This is a genomic window from Streptomyces sp. 7R007, assembly GCF_054850255.1.
Window position 1 is genome coordinate 72,340 of the sequence record NZ_JBTWMV010000029.1, and the last position, 15,871, is coordinate 88,210.

Genomic DNA, 15,871 nt, shown 5'->3' on the forward strand with positions numbered 1-15,871 from the left:
CGGACGAGTGGGGCTACCCGGTCGTGGACGGCGTCCCCGTCCCGGCCCGGACCATGAAACGGGCGCGGAAGGCAGCGGCCGACCGCCCGGTCCTGGCCCTGGGACCGGCGGGGGACCCGCGGTGACCGGCAGGACTCACAGCCACCCGGCGAATTCGAGCAGCAGCTCCGCGTCCCGGGGCCGCCCCACCCGCAGGGCCCGCACCCCCGACTCCACGGCCCGGAACAGCGTCCACCCCCGAAGCCGCTCCTGATCCACCTCCAGCAACTCCGCGAGCCGCTTCACCCGCCGCCTCGTCGTGGCGGCTCCCGACGGGGAGGCGATCAGGTCCTCCACCCGGTCCCGCACCAGCCGCGCCAGATCGAACGCGCACTCACCCACCACCGGGTCCGGCCCCACGGCCAGCCAGGGCATCCGCTCACCGGCCAGGACCTTGCTCTGCCGGAACGTCCCGTGCAGCAGCCGGTGCTCGGGCGGCGCCGCCAGCAACTCGGCGCGCGCCCCCACCGCGGCGTCGACCAGCACACCGACCTCGGCGACGGCGGACGCGGTCGCCCGCATGGCCTGCGCCTGCCGCCCGGTCCGCTCGGCGACCGTCTCGAAGGAGTGCCCGCCCGGCGGCTCCACCCACAGCCGCCGCAACGTCCCCGCCGCCTCCAGCAGCGCCTTCGCCTCCGGCAAGGACCGCACCGAGACGTCCGGGTGCAGCCGCTCCAGCAGCAGCACCCCCTCCACCGGCGGCTCGTCGAGCAGCTGCACCGCGCCCGCGCCGCCCCAGTGCGCCAGCGCCGCCCGCTCGGCCCGCGGCCGGAACCGGGGCGGGGCCAGCTTGAGCACGGCGGGGCTGCCGTCGGCGCGCCGGACCAGGACGACGAGGCTGCTGCGCCCCCCTGGCACCTGCACCCGCTCCACGGTCAACTCGCGTAGCGCGACGGCCCGCTGCGCCAGTTCGGGCAGCCTCTCCAGCCAGTCGTCACCGTCCGGTGCCGTCTCGCCGAGCGCCCGCACCAGACGCTGCGGCGGTTCGAAAGCCATACGCGAGTCGTTCCCTTCCGGTGCCGGTCAAGCCGAGGGCGTCGGCGAGGCGGACGTCGTGGCCGCCCGCTCGGCCAGACCAGGGAAGGCTACGCTCTCCCCGCTCCAGCGCACCGCCCGCACCGCCGCCTCGCGCAGCGCCTCCGCGGCCGTGCGGCGCAGCCCGCCCCCGGCCGCGCGCACCAGGTCGGAGTAGACACCGGCCACCCGCTCCTCCAGCACGGCCGCGAGCCGCACGGCCGCCGCCGGGTCCGGCACCGGGAAGGGCAGCGCGTACGCCGCCGCCGCGGCCACCGGCCTGCCGCCCCGGTCCCGCACCTCGCGCACCAGCGCGTCGCGCCGGGCCCGGTGGGCGGCGTACGCCGACCGCGCCTCGGCCTGCCGCCCGGTGCCGATCCGGCCGCCGACGACTCCGTAGCCGTACACCGCCGCGTGCTCGGCCGCCAGCGCCTTCTGCAGCGCCTCCAGTGCCTTCGCCTCGCTCACCGGGCGTCCTCCGTCAGCAGATACGCGTGCGCCGCCCCGGCCGCCGCCACCGAGGCCAGCAGCCGCGCCAGCTCGCCCGGCACGTCCAGGAGCTCCGTCGTACGCCGGTCGGAGAGCGCCCGTTCGGCGGCGGCGAGCCCGGCGAGGGCGTCCTTCTCGGTCTCGGGCGGCGCGGACGCCGAAGCGGATGCCGAGGCCGACGGCGAGGCCGACGGGGAGGAGGCCGCCGTCACACCGTCACTCCCGCCGAACGCCTGCGCATGCCGGACGACCTCCGCCCGCAGCGGTCCCAGCCGCCGCGCCAGCCCCGGGAACGCGGCCAGCACGGCGTCGTACCGCGCCACCAGCCCCGCGCTGTCCCGTGCCGCACGCGCGCGTGCCCGCTCGGTCACCGACGGACTGCCGCCCGTGCTCTCCGAGGACGACCCGCCCCCCGACGAACAGCCCGCCAGCAAGGCCGTCCCGGCGGCCGAGGCGAGCACGGATCTTCTGCGCGCCCCCGAGGGGAGGCGCGGCGGCGGGGGGTACGGCACGGCAGACGTCCTCGGCAAGCTCGTACGAACACGTGGGCGGGAACACCACCCGCCGTGATCACCGTACCCGCGGCCCCGCCCGGCGCCCGTCAGCGGCACCGGCCCCGCGCACGTGGACGGCAACACCGCCTGCGACCGGATACCCTTTGACCAGACACGCGACCCATCCCACAACAGCACACGCGGCCGAGGAGTCACCCGGATGAGCACCACCCAGAGCGAGAGGCTGCGAGAGCTCCTGGAACCGCTCGTCACCTCCCAGGGCCTGGATCTCGAAGAGATCGCCGTGGACTCCGTCGGACGCAAGCGGGTGCTGCGCGTCGTCGTCGACTCCGACACCGGGGCGGACCTGGACCAGATCGCCGATGTGAGCCGCGCGCTCTCGGCGAAGCTCGACGAGACGGACGCGATGGGCGCGGGGGAGTACACCCTGGAGGTCGGCACCCCGGGCGCGGAACGCCTCCTCACGGAACACCGGCACTACGTGCGCGCCACGGGCCGGCTGGTGCGGTTCCAGCTGGCCGAGGGCGGGGAACTGGTCGCCAGGATCCTGAAGGTCGACGACGAGGGACTCGACCTGGAAGTGCCCGGGGTCAAGGGCCGCAAGGCCACCGCACGCAGACTCGCCTTCCCCGACGTCGACCGGGCGCGCGTGCAGGTCGAGTTCAACCGCAAGGAACACGACAAGGACGTCGAGAAGGAAGAGGAGGCGTAGCCGTGGACATCGACATGAGTGCCCTGCGGGGCTTGGTACGGGAGAAGGAGATCTCCTTCGACCTGCTGGTCGAGGCGATCGAGTCGGCCCTCCTCATCGCCTACCACCGCACCGAGGGAAGCCGCCGCCACGCGCGCGTGGAGCTCAACCGGGAGACCGGGCATGTGACCGTGTGGGCGAAGGAGGACCCCGAGGACCTGGAGGAGGGGCAGGAGCCGCGCGAGTTCGACGACACGCCGTCCGGTTTCGGCCGTATCGCCGCCACCACCGCCAAGCAGGTCATCCTGCAGCGGCTGCGCGACGCCGAGGACGACGCGACGCTCGGCGAGTACGCCGGCCGCGAGGGCGACATCGTCACGGGCGTGGTCCAGCAGGGCCGCGACCCGAAGAACGTGCTGGTCGACATCGGCAAGCTGGAGGCCATCCTGCCGGTGCAGGAGCAGGTGCCGGGGGAGACCTACCCGCACGGGATGCGGCTGCGGTCGTACGTCGTCCGCGTGGCCAAGGGCGTCCGCGGCCCGTCGGTCACCCTCTCCCGTACGCACCCGAACCTGGTGAAGAAGCTCTTCGCCCTGGAGGTGCCGGAGATCGCCGACGGGTCCGTGGAGATCGCCGCGATCGCCCGTGAGGCCGGTCACCGCACCAAGATCGCCGTACGGTCCACCCGTTCGGGCCTGAACGCCAAGGGCGCCTGCATCGGCCCGATGGGCGGCCGTGTGCGCAACGTCATGGGCGAGCTGAACGGTGAGAAGATCGACATCGTCGACTGGTCGGACGACCCGGCGGAGATGGTCGCCAACGCGCTCTCGCCGGCCCGCGTCTCCAAGGTGGAGGTCGTGGACATGGCCGCCCGGTCCGCCCGGGTGACCGTGCCGGACTACCAGCTGTCCCTGGCCATCGGCAAGGAAGGGCAGAACGCCCGGCTCGCCGCCCGGCTGACCGGCTGGCGGATCGACATCCGGCCCGACACCGAGCAGCCCGCGGAGTAGCGCCCCGGCGGCCCCCTCGGCGGCCCGGGGGAATAGATCCCGGCCGCGGGTCGCTTAGATCACGACAACAACCGTTCGATCCCAGCCCCGAAGGGGTGAGGTCGGTGCGGGGAGGTAGACTTAACAGTGTCTGGCCGGACGCACGCCCGAGCATGCCCTGAACGCACCTGTGTGGGGTGTCGGGAGCGAGCGGCCAAGGCCGATCTACTGCGGATCGTGGCGATCAAGGACGAGTGCGTCCCCGATCCTCGCGGTACGCTGCCCGGCCGGGGTGCTTATCTGCACCCCGCCTCGGTCTGTCTCGACCAGGCGGTACGCCGCCGGGCGTTCACGCGGGCGTTGCGCGCCCCGGGAGCGCTCGACATTAAGGCGTTGCGCCGGTTCGTCGAGCAGACGACAGTTGCCGAGGAGGCAACACCGTAAGACGTGCCGTGCGGAACCCCCCGTGCGGCCTGGTACCTCGCGAGTCGAAAGCAGGTCGAGATTGCGATGAGCACTCGATGAGTACGCGATGAGTACGCCCATGAACTAGCGACGGTCCGGCCGCAACCCGGACCTCAAAGGAGCGAAGTGGCTAAGGTCCGGGTCTACGAACTCGCCAAGGAGTTCGGTGTCGAGAGCAAGGTCGTCATGGCCAAGCTCCAGGAACTCGGTGAATTCGTCCGTTCGGCGTCTTCGACCATCGAAGCGCCCGTAGTCCGCAAGCTGACGGACGCCCTCCAGCAGGGCAACGGAGGCGGCAAGGCCGCCCCCGCACGCAAGGCTGCCCCGGCTCGTCCGGCAGCACCCTCTCCCGCGCAGAGCGGCAGCGCCTCCCACGCCTCGAAGGCAGTGGGAGACCGTCCGGCCGCCCCGCGCCCGCCGGCCCCCAAGCCGGCCGCCGCCGAGAAGCCCGCGGCTCCCGCCGCGCCGGCCACTCCCGGCCCCCGTCCCACCCCGGGCCCGAAGCCCGCGCCGCGGCCCGCCCCGGCGTCCCCGGCTCCGACCACGCCCGAGTTCACGGCACCCCCGTCGGCTCCCGCGGCCCCCGCCTCCCAGGGCTCCGGTCCGCGTCCGGGCCCGAACGCCCCGCGCCCCGGTGCCCAGGGCCCCCGTCCGGGCGCCCCGCGTCCGGGTGGCCCCGGCCAGGGCGGCCAGGGCCGTGGCGGCGACCGTTCCGGCGCCCCGCGCCCCGGCGGCCAGGCACCGCGTCCCGGCGGCCGTCCGGCCGGTCCCCGTCCGGGCAACAACCCCTTCACCTCCGGCGGCTCCACCGGCATGGCGCGCCCGCAGGCGCCCCGTCCGGGCGGCGCCCCGCGTCCCGGCGGTCCCGGTGCCCCCGGCGGCGCCCCGCGTCCGCAGGGTGCCGGCCAGGGCGGTCCGCGTCCCCAGGGCGCGGCGGGCGGTCCCCGTCCGCAGGCTCCGGGCGGTCCCCGTCCGTCGCCGGCCGGCATGCCCCGCCCGCAGGGCGGTCCGCGTCCCGGCGGCGGTCCCGCGGGTCCCCGTCCCAACCCCGGCATGATGCCGCAGCGTCCCGCTGCCGGCCCGCGTCCCGGCCCCGGTGGGGGCCGCGGTCCGGGCGGTGCGGGTCGTCCCGGCGGTGCCGGTCGTCCCGGCGGCGGCGGCTTCGCCGGCCGTCCCGGCGGCGGTGGCGCCCGTCCGGGTGGCGGTGGCGGCGGGTTCGCCGGCCGTCCCGGTGGCGGTGGCCCCGGCGGCGGTGGCGGCTTCGGCGGTGGCGGCGGTCGTCCCGGCTTCGGCGGTCGTCCCGGTGGTCCGGGCGGTCGCGGTGGCACGCAGGGCGCCTTCGGCCGTCCCGGCGGTCCGGCGCGTCGCGGTCGCAAGTCGAAGCGGCAGCGGCGCCAGGAGTACGAGGCCATGCAGGCCCCGAGCGTCGGCGGCGTGATGCTGCCGCGCGGCAACGGCGAGACCATCCGTCTCTCCCGCGGCGCGTCGCTCACCGACTTCGCGGAGAAGATCAACGCCAACCCGGCGTCCCTCGTCGCGGTCATGATGAACCTCGGCGAGATGGTCACCGCCACGCAGTCCGTCTCCGACGAGACCCTCCAGCTCCTCGCCGACGAGATGAACTACACGGTTCAGATCGTCAGCCCGGAGGAGGAGGACCGCGAGCTCCTGGAGTCCTTCGACATCGAGTTCGGCGAGGACGAGGGCGACGAGGAGGACCTGGTGGTCCGCCCGCCGGTCGTCACCGTCATGGGTCACGTCGACCACGGCAAGACCCGCCTGCTCGACGCCATCCGCAAGACGAACGTCATCGCGGGCGAGGCCGGCGGCATCACCCAGCACATCGGTGCCTACCAGGTCACGACCGAGGTCAACGGCGACGACCGCAAGATCACCTTCATCGACACCCCGGGTCACGAGGCGTTCACCGCCATGCGTGCCCGCGGTGCGAAGTCGACCGACATCGCGATCCTCGTGGTGGCGGCCAACGACGGTGTGATGCCCCAGACGATCGAGGCGCTGAACCACGCCAAGGCGGCCGACGTGCCGATCGTGGTCGCGGTCAACAAGATCGACGTCGAGGGCGCGGACCCGACCAAGGTGCGCGGTCAGCTGACCGAGTACGGCCTGGTGGCCGAGGAGTACGGCGGCGACACGATGTTCGTCGACATCTCCGCCAAGCAGGGCCTGCACATCGACAGCCTGCTGGAGGCGGTCATCCTGACCGCCGACGCGACCCTGGACCTGCGGGCCAACCCGAACCAGGACGCGCAGGGCATCGCCATCGAGTCCCGTCTCGACCGCGGCCGCGGTGCCGTGGCGACGGTCCTCGTGCAGCGCGGCACCCTGCGGGTCGGCGAGACGATGGTCGTCGGCGACGCCTACGGCCGCGTGCGCGCCATGCTCGACGACAACGGCAACAACGTCGCCGAGGCGGGCCCGTCCACGCCGGTCCAGGTGCTGGGTCTGACCAACGTCCCGGGTGCGGGCGACAACTTCATCGTGGTCGACGAGGACCGTACGGCCCGTCAGATCGCGGAGAAGCGCGCCGCCCGCGAGCGCAACGCCGCGTTCGCCAAGCGCACGCGCCGCGTGTCGCTGGAGGACCTGGACAAGGTGCTGAAGGCCGGCGAGGTCCAGCAGCTGAACCTGATCATCAAGGGCGACGCTTCCGGTTCCGTCGAGGCCCTCGAGTCCTCGCTGCTCCAGCTGGACGTCGGCGAAGAGGTCGACATCCGCGTCCTGCACCGCGGTGTCGGTGCGGTCACGGAGTCCGACATCGACCTGGCGATGGGTTCCGACGCCATCGTGATCGGCTTCAACGTCCGCGCGGCCGGCCGCGCGGCGCAGATGGCCGAGCGCGAGGGCGTGGACGTCCGGTACTACTCGGTCATCTACCAGGCGATCGAGGAGATCGAGGCGGCCCTCAAGGGCATGCTCAAGCCGGAGTTCGAAGAGGTCGAGCTCGGTACGGCGGAGATCCGCGAGGTCTTCCGCTCGTCCAAGCTGGGCAACATCGCGGGTGTCCTCATCCGCTCCGGCGAGGTCCGGCGCAACACCAAGGCGCGCCTCCTCCGCGACGGCAAGGTCATCGCGGAGAACCTCACCATCGAGGGTCTGCGTCGCTTCAAGGACGACGTCACCGAGATCCGCGAAGGCTTCGAGGGCGGTATCAACCTCGGGAACTTCAACGACATCAAGGTCGACGACGTCATCGCGACGTACGAGATGCGCGAGAAGCCGCGGGCGTAAGCCAGGCGGTGTGCGCTGGCCGGCGGGACCTCGGTCCCGTCGGCCAGCGCGCCGTTGTGCCCGCCGCGGCCCTGGTCCACGGAGCGTAATATCCGTCGATCGGTCCGGCCGCTTCGTTGTACGGTTCTGATGTCCCTGCGCAGCAAGCGGCGGGGCCATCGATCCCGTACCGGCGGGTGAACCGGATGCACACATGTATGTGGGGACGCTGTCCTTCGACCTCCTCCTCGGCGACGTACGGTCGCTGAAGGAGAAGCGCTCCGTCGTCCGGCCGATCGTCGCCGAGCTCCAGCGGAAGTACTCCGTGAGCGCGGCGGAGGTCGATCACATGGATCTTCACCGCAGGGCCGGCATCGGTCTGGCCGTGGTGTCCGGCGACGCGGGGCACCTGACCGACGTACTGGACCGGTGCGAACGGCTGGTCGCCGGCCGCCCCGAGGTGGAACTGCTGTCGGTCAGACGCCGTTTCCACGGCGACGACGACTGACCGGCACGCACCAAGTCAGCAAGAGAAGAAAGAACGGGAGCGACCAGTGGCCGACAACGCGCGGGCCAAGAGGCTGGCGGACCTCATCCGAGAGGTGGTGGCCCAGAAGCTGCAGCGTGGGATCAAGGACCCGCGGCTCGGCTCGCACGTCACCATCACGGACACCCGGGTCACGGGTGACCTGCGGGAGGCGACCGTCTTCTACACGGTGTACGGCGACGACGAGGAGCGCGCGGCGGCCGCCGCCGGTCTGGAGAGCGCCAAGGGCGTCCTCCGCTCGGCCGTCGGCGCGGCCGCGGGCGTGAAGTTCACGCCGACCCTCACCTTCGTCGCGGACGCCCTGCCGGACACCGCGCGCACCATCGAGGACCTCCTCGACAAGGCGCGCCAGTCCGACGCCAAGGTGCGCGAGGTCTCCGCCGGCGCCACGTACGCCGGTGAGGCCGACCCGTACAAGAAGCCGGGTGACGACGAGGACGACACCGCCGAATGACCCAGAAGCACACCCCGCCCGACGGCCTCGTCATCGTCGACAAGCCGTCGGGCTTCACTTCGCACGACGTCGTCGCCAAGATGCGCGGCATCGCGAGGACGCGACGCGTCGGGCACGCCGGCACCCTCGACCCGATGGCCACCGGCGTCCTCGTCCTCGGCGTGGAGAAGGCCACCAAGCTCCTCGGCCACCTCGCGCTGACCGAGAAGGAGTACCTGGGCACCGTCCGGCTCGGGCAGACCACCGTCACCGACGACGCCGAGGGCGAGATCACGGGCGCGACGGACGCCTCGAAGGTCACCCGCGACGCCATCGACGCCGGCATCGCCGAGCTCACCGGCGACATCATGCAGGTCCCGTCCAAGGTCAGCGCCATCAAGATCGACGGCGTGCGCTCCTACAAGCGGGCCCGGGAGGGCGAGGACTTCGAGATCCCGGCCCGCCCCGTCACCGTCTCGTCCTTCTCCGTGTACGACGTCCGGGACGCCGTCGCCGAGGACGGCACCCCCGTCCTCGACCTGGTGGTGTCGGTCGTCTGCTCCTCCGGCACCTACATCCGCGCCCTCGCCCGCGACCTGGGCGCCGGACTCGGCGTCGGCGGCCACCTCACGGCGCTGCGCCGCACCCGCGTCGGCCCGTACAAGCTGGACGCGGCGAAGACCCTGGACCAGCTCCAGCAGGACCTGACCGTGATGCCGATCGCGGAGGCGGCCGGGGCCGCGTTCCCGCGCTGGGACGTGGACGCCCGGCGAGCCCGGCTGCTCACCAACGGCGTACGGCTGGAGATGCCCGACGAGTACGCCGGCGCGGGGGCCGTGGCCGTCTTCGACCCCGAGGGCCGCTTCCTGGCGCTCGTCGAGGAACAGAAGGGCAAGGCGAAGAGCCTGGCCGTCTTCGGCTGAGACCCCGCCGGGGAGTCTGCCCGTGGAGCGGCGATCACGGGGTGTCGATGTGCCGCCGCTCCACGGTCCCCCCTCGGTTCCCCCACCCCTAGGGTGTATCCAGCCGACCCCCTCCATTCACCCGTCCGGGCAGGCGCTCGGAGTGAACCGAGGGAGTGCAAGGGGGCGCGTTCGCCGCGCGATCTGTCCCGCTGATCACCGTTTGCCTACCGTCGAGGACAGGGCACGGGCGTACGGCGGGGAGGACCGACCATGACCCGCACCAAGGCGGGCGCACCGCGACCGGGCGACGGGACGGCGGCCGACGCCGCGCTGGTCCGCATCCGCGACCTCGCCGGCCGCCCCCGCGGCACCGGCTTCGTCGCCGACCACCACGGCACGGTCGTCACCAGCCACGAGGCCGTCGACGGCCTGCCCGGACTCGTCCTGTACGCCGACGGCGGCGACCGCACCTGCCTGGTGACCGCGGACGCGGTGACCCCGCTGCCCGCCCTGGACCTGGCCCTGGTCCGCACCGAGGGCCTGGGCGTCGACCCGCTTCCCGTCACCGTCCGGGACCGCATCGACACCGGCGCCTACGTCCGCGTCGCCGCCGGCTGTTGGCGCGAGGCGAGGGTGCTGGCGGCCACCTCCGTGACGTACGCGGCGACGGACCGCTTCCACGTCCTCGGCGACGCGCTGGAACTCGCCATCGGCACCGCGGGCCGCGACGCCCTGCGCCTGGGCGGCGGGGCGGCCGGCGGCCCCGTCCTGGACCCCACCACCGGCGCGGTCGTCGCCGTCCTCGGCACCGCCCTCCACCGCGGCCACCGCGACGTCGGCTTCGCCGTCCCGCTGCGCCCCGCCGACGGCCCGCTGGCCGACCTGCTCGCCGAGAACGCGGCCACCGTGCCGGCCTACGGCCCCGACCTCAACCTCGCGGGCGTCCTGGAACTCACCGCCACCTCGGTCGGCCAGGACGGCCCGCCGGCCTGCCCCGAGGCGGTGCAACGGGCGGCCACGGCGAGGGAGTTCGCCGCCTTCACCACCGGCCCCGCCGCCGTCCTGGCCCTCGTCGGCGCCCCCGGCAGCGGCCGTACGACGGAACTCGCCGCCCTGGCCGCCCGCCGCCACCGCGCCCCCGAACCCGCCCCCACGCTGTGGCTGCGGGGCGCCGACCTCCGGGACGAGGACACGTCGATCGCGGACGCGGCCCACCGCGCCCTGACCAGGGCGGCCCGCATCGTGGCCGCCTCCGGCACGGCGGCCCTCGCCGACCCCGCCGGCCTCACCCCGGCCCGCCTGGCCCAGGCCGCCCGCACCGCGGGCCGCCCCCTGCTCCTCCTCCTCGACGGCCCCGAGGAGATGCCACCCGTCCTGGCCCACCGGCTGGGGGAGTGGACGCGGGGCACGACGGAGTGGCTGCGCCAGACGGGGGCGCGGCTGGTGGTGGCCTGCCGGGCGGAGTACTGGGAAGCGGCGGGGGCGCAGTTCCCGCAGGAGCTGCTGCACCATCCGGAGCCGGCCGACGCCGGCCCGGGCCGGCCGGCCCTCCCGCCCTGCGTCCACCTCGGCGACCTCACCCCCTCCGAGGCCCACCAGGCCCGCACCCGCTACCGGCTCCCCGAAGACGCCCTCCAGCCCCCCGACGCCCGCCACCCCCTCACCCTCCGCCTCCTCTCCGACCTCCGCACCGCCCTCCCGCACCCCCCGACCGACCGCCACGAGGTCTTCTCCGCCCACCTCGACCTCATGTGCCTGCGCGTTGCCGTCCGCCTCGCCGCGCAGAACGGCCTGCGCGGCACCGGCGTCCGCCGGCTCGCCGCCCGGGTCTCCGGCCAGGTCCACGAGGCCGCCCGCCGCAGTCTGGGCCCCGGCCAGGGCGAGGTGGACCGCGAGACGTTCGAGGCCGTGTTCCCCTGGGGGCAGGCCCCGGCCCGGCTCGGCGGCGGCACCGGCTGGGCCTCCGCCGTCCTCGCCGAAGGACTCCTCGTCCCCGCCGGCACCGGCTACCGCTTCGCCCACGAGGAACTCGCCGACTGGATCCAGGGCACCCACCTCGACCTGGACGAGGCCCTGCGCGCCCTGGTCCACCGCCCCGCCCCCGCCGACGGCCGAGGCCCGCTGCCGGTCCCCCACCACCGCATCGGCCCGGTCGTCGAGGCCCTGCTCCTGCTGCCGCGCCACCAGGGCACCGCCGAACTGGCCCGCCGCCTGGAGGAACTGACCAACGCCCTGGACCACCGGCCCCCCTCCTGGTGGGCCCCGCGCCTGCTCGCCGAGACCCTCCTGCGCGTACCGGACGCGACGCCCTACGCCGGCGTCCTGCGCCTGCTCGCCGACCGCATCGTCACCGCGAGCCGCCAACAGCGCCCGGCGCCCGCCGAGTTCGCCCCCGGCTTCTGGGCCGCGCTGCCCCTGCCGGCACCGGAACGCCTCGACCTCCTGCGCCGGCTCGTCCTGGCCGACGGCCCGCCGCAGGACCCCGGCCCCCGCTACCTGGACGCCACGGCCCGGCTCCTCGCCGCCGACCCCACCGCCGTACAACCGCTCCTCACCCGCTGGTTCGACGACGACCGCCCGCTGCCCGCGACCCCGCACGCGACCGTCGCCGAGGCCGCGCAGGCCCTGCTGCACACCCATCGGCACCAGGCGCTGGACGACCTGACCGAGGTCCTGGTGGCGAGCGCGCACCGGCGTGCCGACGAACTGCTCGGCGTGCTCGCCGAGGACGAGCCGTCGGCGCTGTGCCGGGCCGTGGACCGCTGGGCGCACGACGAGCGGCCGGCCCGCCGGGTGGCGGCGGTGGCGTACGGCCTGCGCGCCGCGCCCCACGTGCGCACGGAAGCCGACCGCGAACTGCTGCGCTACGCCGCCCTCGCCCTGCTCGCCCGCCCCGCCGACTGCACCCTGCACGGCGGCGCGCTCGCCCTCCTCGTCCGCGATCCGCGCACCCGTGCCCGCCATCTCCCGCAGGCGCTGCGGCACTTCGCGGCCGGCGACCCGCACCTGCCGCCCAGCGCCCTGGTCGCCGCCCTGCCCACCCACCCCGAGCCCGTCCTGGACGCCTTCCGCGAACGCCTGCGCGGACCGGACGCGGGAGAGGCGCTGCGCACCCTCGCCGACGTCACCACACCCCCGCTGGCCCACCGGGTCGCCGCCCTCGTCCGGGAGGCCGTCGAGCGGCGCCCGGAGACCGCCGCCGACGTCGCCGCGTACACCGACCGCCGCCTCGACCAGGGCCCCGAGGCCCGCGCGGTCCTCTTCCCCCTGGTCACCGGCCTGCTCGACGGCGGCCGTGAGGAGGTGCGGGCCGCCCTCGCCGCCGTGCTCGCCACCCCCGGCACCCCCGCCTCCCGCCCCCTGCGCCGCGAACTCCTCGACGTCCTCCTCGCCCGTGAAGACGCCCCCGCGGTCCTGGAGGCCGTGCTGCATGCCGCTGCCCGGCACCCGGGCGACGGCACCCGCGACCTCGTCCACCGCACCGGCCTCCTCCTCGTCCGCACCCCGGACGGCGCCGCCCGCTTCGACCGGGGACTGGTCGACCTGGGCCGCCGCATCCCCGGTTTCGCCCCCCGCATGGCCGCCTGGCTGGCCGAGACCCCGCAGGCCTGGGCGGCGGTGGTGGGCCCCGGCACCCGCCGGATGATCGAGAACCTGGCGGGTGTGCGCGTGCCCGCGTGAGCTCCGGCGGCACGTGCGTCGGGTCACAGCGTCCATGCCGATGCGGGCGGGACGCGCCCGGCATGGCACCCTTAGACCTGCGTAAGAGGTCAAGGCAGACACGGACACGGGTTCGAGGAGCGGTCACAGTGCAGCGCTGGCGTGGCTTGGAGGACATCCCCGAGGACTGGGGGCGCAGCGTCGTCACCATCGGTTCCTACGACGGCGTCCACCGCGGCCACCAGCTGATCATCAGGCACGCCGTGGACCGTGCCCGCGAACTGGGCGTACCGGCCGTCGTCGTCACCTTCGACCCGCACCCCAGCGAGGTCGTCCGCCCCGGCAGCCACCCGCCGCTGCTGGCTCCGCACCACCGCCGCGCCGAACTCATGGCCGACCTGGGCGTCGACGCGGTCCTCATCCTCCCCTTCACCACCGAGTTCTCGAAGCTCTCGCCCGCCGACTTCGTGGTCAAGGTCCTGGTCGACAAGCTGCACGCCAAGGCGGTCGTCGAGGGCCCGAACTTCCGCTTCGGCCACCGCGCCGCCGGCAACGTCGAGTTCCTCACCGAGCAGGGCAAGGTGTACGACTTCGAGGTCGAGGTCGTCGACCTGTACCTGTCCGGCGAGGCGGGCGGCGGCGAGCCCTTCTCCTCCACGCTCACCCGCCGCCTGGTCGCCGAGGGCGACGTCGCGGGCGCCGCGGAGATCCTGGGCCGCCCGCACCGCGTGGAGGGCGTGGTGGTCCGCGGCGCCCAGCGCGGGCGCGAACTCGGCTTCCCCACCGCCAACGTGGAGACCCTGCCGCACACCGCCATCCCCGCCGACGGCGTCTACGCCGGCTGGCTGCACGCGCAGGGCGAGGCGATGCCGGCGGCGATCTCCGTCGGCACGAACCCGCAGTTCGACGGCACCGAGCGCACGGTGGAGGCGTACGCCATCGGCCGCGTCGGCCTCGACCTGTACGGGCTGCACGTCGCCGTGGACTTCCTCGCCTTCGTGCGCGGCCAGGCGAAGTTCGAGTCCCTGGAGGCCCTGCTGGAGCAGATGGCCCAGGACGTGAAGCGGTGCCGGGAACTGGTGGTGGCGGCGGCGGAGGAGGCCGCCGGGTAGCCGGCTTCGACACGCCGAAGGGCGGCCGGTGCCTGCGGGGCACCGGCCGCCCTTCGTGTGTGCGCCTACTGCTGTGGCGGCGGCGGGGGAGGGGTCTGCCCGTCCGGCCGCGGAGCCTGCGGGTAGCCGTAGCCGGGCTGGGGCTGGCCCGGCTGCTGCGGGTACGGCGGTTGCGGGTACGGCTGTCCCGGCGGCTGGGCGTGGGGCTGCTGCGGGTACGGCTGGCCGGGGGCCGGCGGGTACGGTCCCGGCTGTGCCGGCTGTGCCGGCTGTGCCGGCTGTGCCGCGGGCTGCGGGTACGGGCCCTGTTGCGGGTACTGGCCCGGGAGGGGCTGGCCCGGCATCGGCGGGGCCGCGACCGGGGGCGGGTTGCCGTCGCTCGTCCACAGACCGTGCGACTGCTGGTGGCGTACGAAGTCCTCGGCGACCATCGCCGCGAGGTTGAAGTACGCCTCCCTGACCTTGGGCCGCATCATGTCGAGGTCGACCTCGGCACCGGCGGCGAGGTGCTCGTCGAAGGGCACGACGACGACTCCGCGGCACCGGGTCTCGAAGTGGCTGACGATGTCCTCCACCTTGATCATCTTGCCGGTCTCGCGGACGCCGGAGATGACGGTGATGGAGCGGGCGACCAGGTCGGAGTACCCGTGCGCGGACAGCCAGTCCAGCGTCGTACTGGCGCTGGACGCACCGTCCACGGACGGCGTCGAGATGATGATGAGCTGGTCGGCGAGGTCGAGCACACCGCGCATGGCGCTGTAGAGCAGACCGGTGCCGGAGTCCGTGAGGATGATCGGGTACTGGCGGCCCAGGACGTCGATCGCGCGCCGGTAGTCCTCGTCGTTGAACGTCGTGGAGACGGCGGGGTCGACGTCGTTGGCGATGATCTCCAGGCCGGACGGGGCCTGGGAGGTGAACCGCCGGATGTCCATGTACGAGTTGAGGTACGGGATCGCCTGGACGAGGTCGCGGATGGTGGCCCCGGTCTCGCGGCGCACCCGGCGGCCGAGGGTGCCGGCGTCCGGGTTGGCGTCGATGGCGAGGATCTTGTCCTGGCGCTCGGTGGCGAGGGTGGAGCCGAGGGCGGTGGTGGTCGTGGTCTTGCCGACGCCGCCCTTGAGGCTGATGACCGCGATCCGGTAGCACGAGAGCACCGGCGTGCGGATCAGCTCCAGCTTGCGCTGCCGCTCGGCCTCCTCCTTCTTCCCACCGATCTTGAACCGGCCGGGCGCCGCGGCGGGGCGTCCGCTCTTCGCCTTCTGCTTCTTGTTGTTGAGCAGCCGGTCGGACGACAGCTCCACGGCCGCGGTGTAACCGAGCGGCGCGGCACCGGGGTTGGTCGGCTGCCGCTGGTCATGCCGCATGGGCTGCGGCCATGCGGCACCGGCACGGGGGTCGACGGGCGGTTGGGGGGCCTGCGGAACCTGGGGCTGGGGCTGGGGTACCGACGGCACGGCGTGAGGCGCGCCGGGGGCCTGTCCCTGCGGGGCCTGCGGAGGCTGCGGGGCTTGGGGTGCCTGCTGATGGTGGGGCTGGTCGGGCGTCTGCTGTGCGGATGCCTGCGGCGGCTGGCCCTGGTGGGCGGCCTGCGGGGCAGGGGGCTGGGGCTGGCCGGGCTGGGGGTGCGGCTGTGCGGGATGTGGGAAGCCGTAACTGCCGGGTTGTGCCTGGGGGTTGGGTGCGTTGGCGGGGGGTGCGGCCTGGGGGAAGCCGTAGCCGCCGGGAGCCTGCGAGGCGGGCGCGCCGGGGGGCGGGAAGCCGTACCCGTCCGGGGTGTGGGG

Annotated in this window: 14 protein-coding genes; 10 read left to right on the forward strand and 4 right to left on the reverse strand. The window is 74.4% G+C overall.

Annotated elements, in window-relative coordinates; translation table 11 throughout:
* Positions 1 to 135: 135 nt before the first annotated feature.
* Genes ACYF6T_RS30715 through ACYF6T_RS30725 form a run of 3 tightly spaced genes read right to left on the reverse strand, consistent with a single transcriptional unit; the run spans position 136 to position 2,003 of the window.
* Positions 136 to 1,035, reverse strand: coding sequence for an aminoglycoside phosphotransferase family protein (locus tag ACYF6T_RS30715; RefSeq protein ID WP_461700520.1), 900 nt, complete (start codon positions 1,033 to 1,035; stop codon positions 136 to 138).
* Positions 1,036 to 1,062: 27 nt separating this feature from the next.
* Positions 1,063 to 1,521, reverse strand: coding sequence for a ferritin-like domain-containing protein (locus tag ACYF6T_RS30720; RefSeq protein ID WP_461700521.1), 459 nt, complete (start codon positions 1,519 to 1,521; stop codon positions 1,063 to 1,065).
* Complete coding sequence (locus ACYF6T_RS30725) at positions 1,518 to 2,003, reverse strand: hypothetical protein (RefSeq protein WP_461700536.1); 486 nt, start codon at positions 2,001 to 2,003, stop codon at positions 1,518 to 1,520. Before ACYF6T_RS30725 ends, ACYF6T_RS30720 begins: the two co-directional genes overlap by 4 nt.
* Between ACYF6T_RS30725 and ACYF6T_RS30730 the strand changes: the two genes are divergently transcribed.
* From ACYF6T_RS30730 to ACYF6T_RS30775, 10 genes are all read left to right on the forward strand, one after another.
* Positions 1,930 to 2,112 carry a hypothetical protein gene (locus tag ACYF6T_RS30730; RefSeq protein ID WP_461700537.1) on the forward strand — a complete coding sequence of 61 codons (183 nt, stop codon included), beginning with the start codon at positions 1,930 to 1,932 and terminating at the stop codon, positions 2,110 to 2,112. The genes ACYF6T_RS30725 and ACYF6T_RS30730 overlap by 74 nt on opposite strands.
* A 144-nt stretch (positions 2,113 to 2,256) precedes the next feature.
* Complete coding sequence (gene rimP, locus ACYF6T_RS30735; RefSeq protein WP_461700522.1) at positions 2,257 to 2,769, forward strand: ribosome maturation factor RimP; 513 nt, start codon at positions 2,257 to 2,259, stop codon at positions 2,767 to 2,769.
* Between the two features lie 2 nt (positions 2,770 to 2,771).
* Positions 2,772 to 3,758, forward strand: coding sequence for a transcription termination factor NusA (nusA, locus tag ACYF6T_RS30740; RefSeq protein WP_461700524.1), 987 nt, complete (start codon positions 2,772 to 2,774; stop codon positions 3,756 to 3,758).
* Between the two features lie 126 nt (positions 3,759 to 3,884).
* Positions 3,885 to 4,181 (forward strand): YlxR family protein, encoded by a 297-nt coding sequence (locus tag ACYF6T_RS30745; protein ID WP_461700525.1) that lies wholly within the window; start codon positions 3,885 to 3,887, stop codon positions 4,179 to 4,181.
* Between the two features lie 147 nt (positions 4,182 to 4,328).
* The gene (gene infB, locus ACYF6T_RS30750) at positions 4,329 to 7,454 is read left to right on the forward strand and encodes a translation initiation factor IF-2 (RefSeq protein WP_461700526.1); all 3,126 of its coding nucleotides are present in this window, start codon (positions 4,329 to 4,331) and stop codon (positions 7,452 to 7,454) included.
* 193 nt (positions 7,455 to 7,647) lie between these two features.
* Positions 7,648 to 7,941 (forward strand): DUF503 domain-containing protein, encoded by a 294-nt coding sequence (locus ACYF6T_RS30755; RefSeq protein WP_461700527.1) that lies wholly within the window; start codon positions 7,648 to 7,650, stop codon positions 7,939 to 7,941.
* A 46-nt stretch (positions 7,942 to 7,987) separates the two neighbouring features.
* Positions 7,988 to 8,434 carry a 30S ribosome-binding factor RbfA gene (gene rbfA, locus ACYF6T_RS30760; protein WP_461700528.1) on the forward strand — a complete coding sequence of 149 codons (447 nt, stop codon included), beginning with the start codon at positions 7,988 to 7,990 and terminating at the stop codon, positions 8,432 to 8,434.
* On the forward strand, positions 8,431 to 9,336 hold the full coding sequence (gene truB / locus ACYF6T_RS30765; RefSeq protein WP_461700529.1) for a tRNA pseudouridine(55) synthase TruB: 906 nt from the start codon (positions 8,431 to 8,433) through the stop codon (positions 9,334 to 9,336). Before rbfA ends, truB begins: the two co-directional genes overlap by 4 nt.
* Positions 9,337 to 9,588: 252 nt before the next feature.
* Positions 9,589 to 12,999 (forward strand): trypsin-like peptidase domain-containing protein, encoded by a 3,411-nt coding sequence (locus tag ACYF6T_RS30770; protein WP_461700530.1) that lies wholly within the window; start codon positions 9,589 to 9,591, stop codon positions 12,997 to 12,999.
* A gap of 128 nt (positions 13,000 to 13,127) precedes the next feature.
* On the forward strand, positions 13,128 to 14,090 hold the full coding sequence (locus ACYF6T_RS30775) for a bifunctional riboflavin kinase/FAD synthetase (RefSeq protein WP_461700531.1): 963 nt from the start codon (positions 13,128 to 13,130) through the stop codon (positions 14,088 to 14,090).
* Between the two features lie 65 nt (positions 14,091 to 14,155).
* Here the strand turns inward: ACYF6T_RS30775 and ACYF6T_RS30780 are convergent.
* The coding region (locus tag ACYF6T_RS30780) for a MinD/ParA family ATP-binding protein (protein ID WP_461700533.1) at positions 14,156 to 15,871 on the reverse strand (1,716 nt) is incomplete at its 5' end.

Bases quoted from the DNA above. Each gene is read 5' to 3' on its own strand.
- ACYF6T_RS30755 (WP_461700527.1), top strand. From the start codon at position 7,648: ATGTATGTGGGGACGCTGTCCTTCGACCTCCTCCTCGGCGACGTACGG.
- ACYF6T_RS30770 (WP_461700530.1), top strand. From the start codon at position 9,589: ATGACCCGCACCAAGGCGGGCGCACCGCGACCGGGCGACGGGACGGCG.
- truB (WP_461700529.1), top strand. From the start codon at position 8,431: ATGACCCAGAAGCACACCCCGCCCGACGGCCTCGTCATCGTCGACAAG.
- ACYF6T_RS30715 (WP_461700520.1), bottom strand. From the start codon at position 1,035: ATGGCTTTCGAACCGCCGCAGCGTCTGGTGCGGGCGCTCGGCGAGACG.
- rimP (WP_461700522.1), top strand. From the start codon at position 2,257: ATGAGCACCACCCAGAGCGAGAGGCTGCGAGAGCTCCTGGAACCGCTC.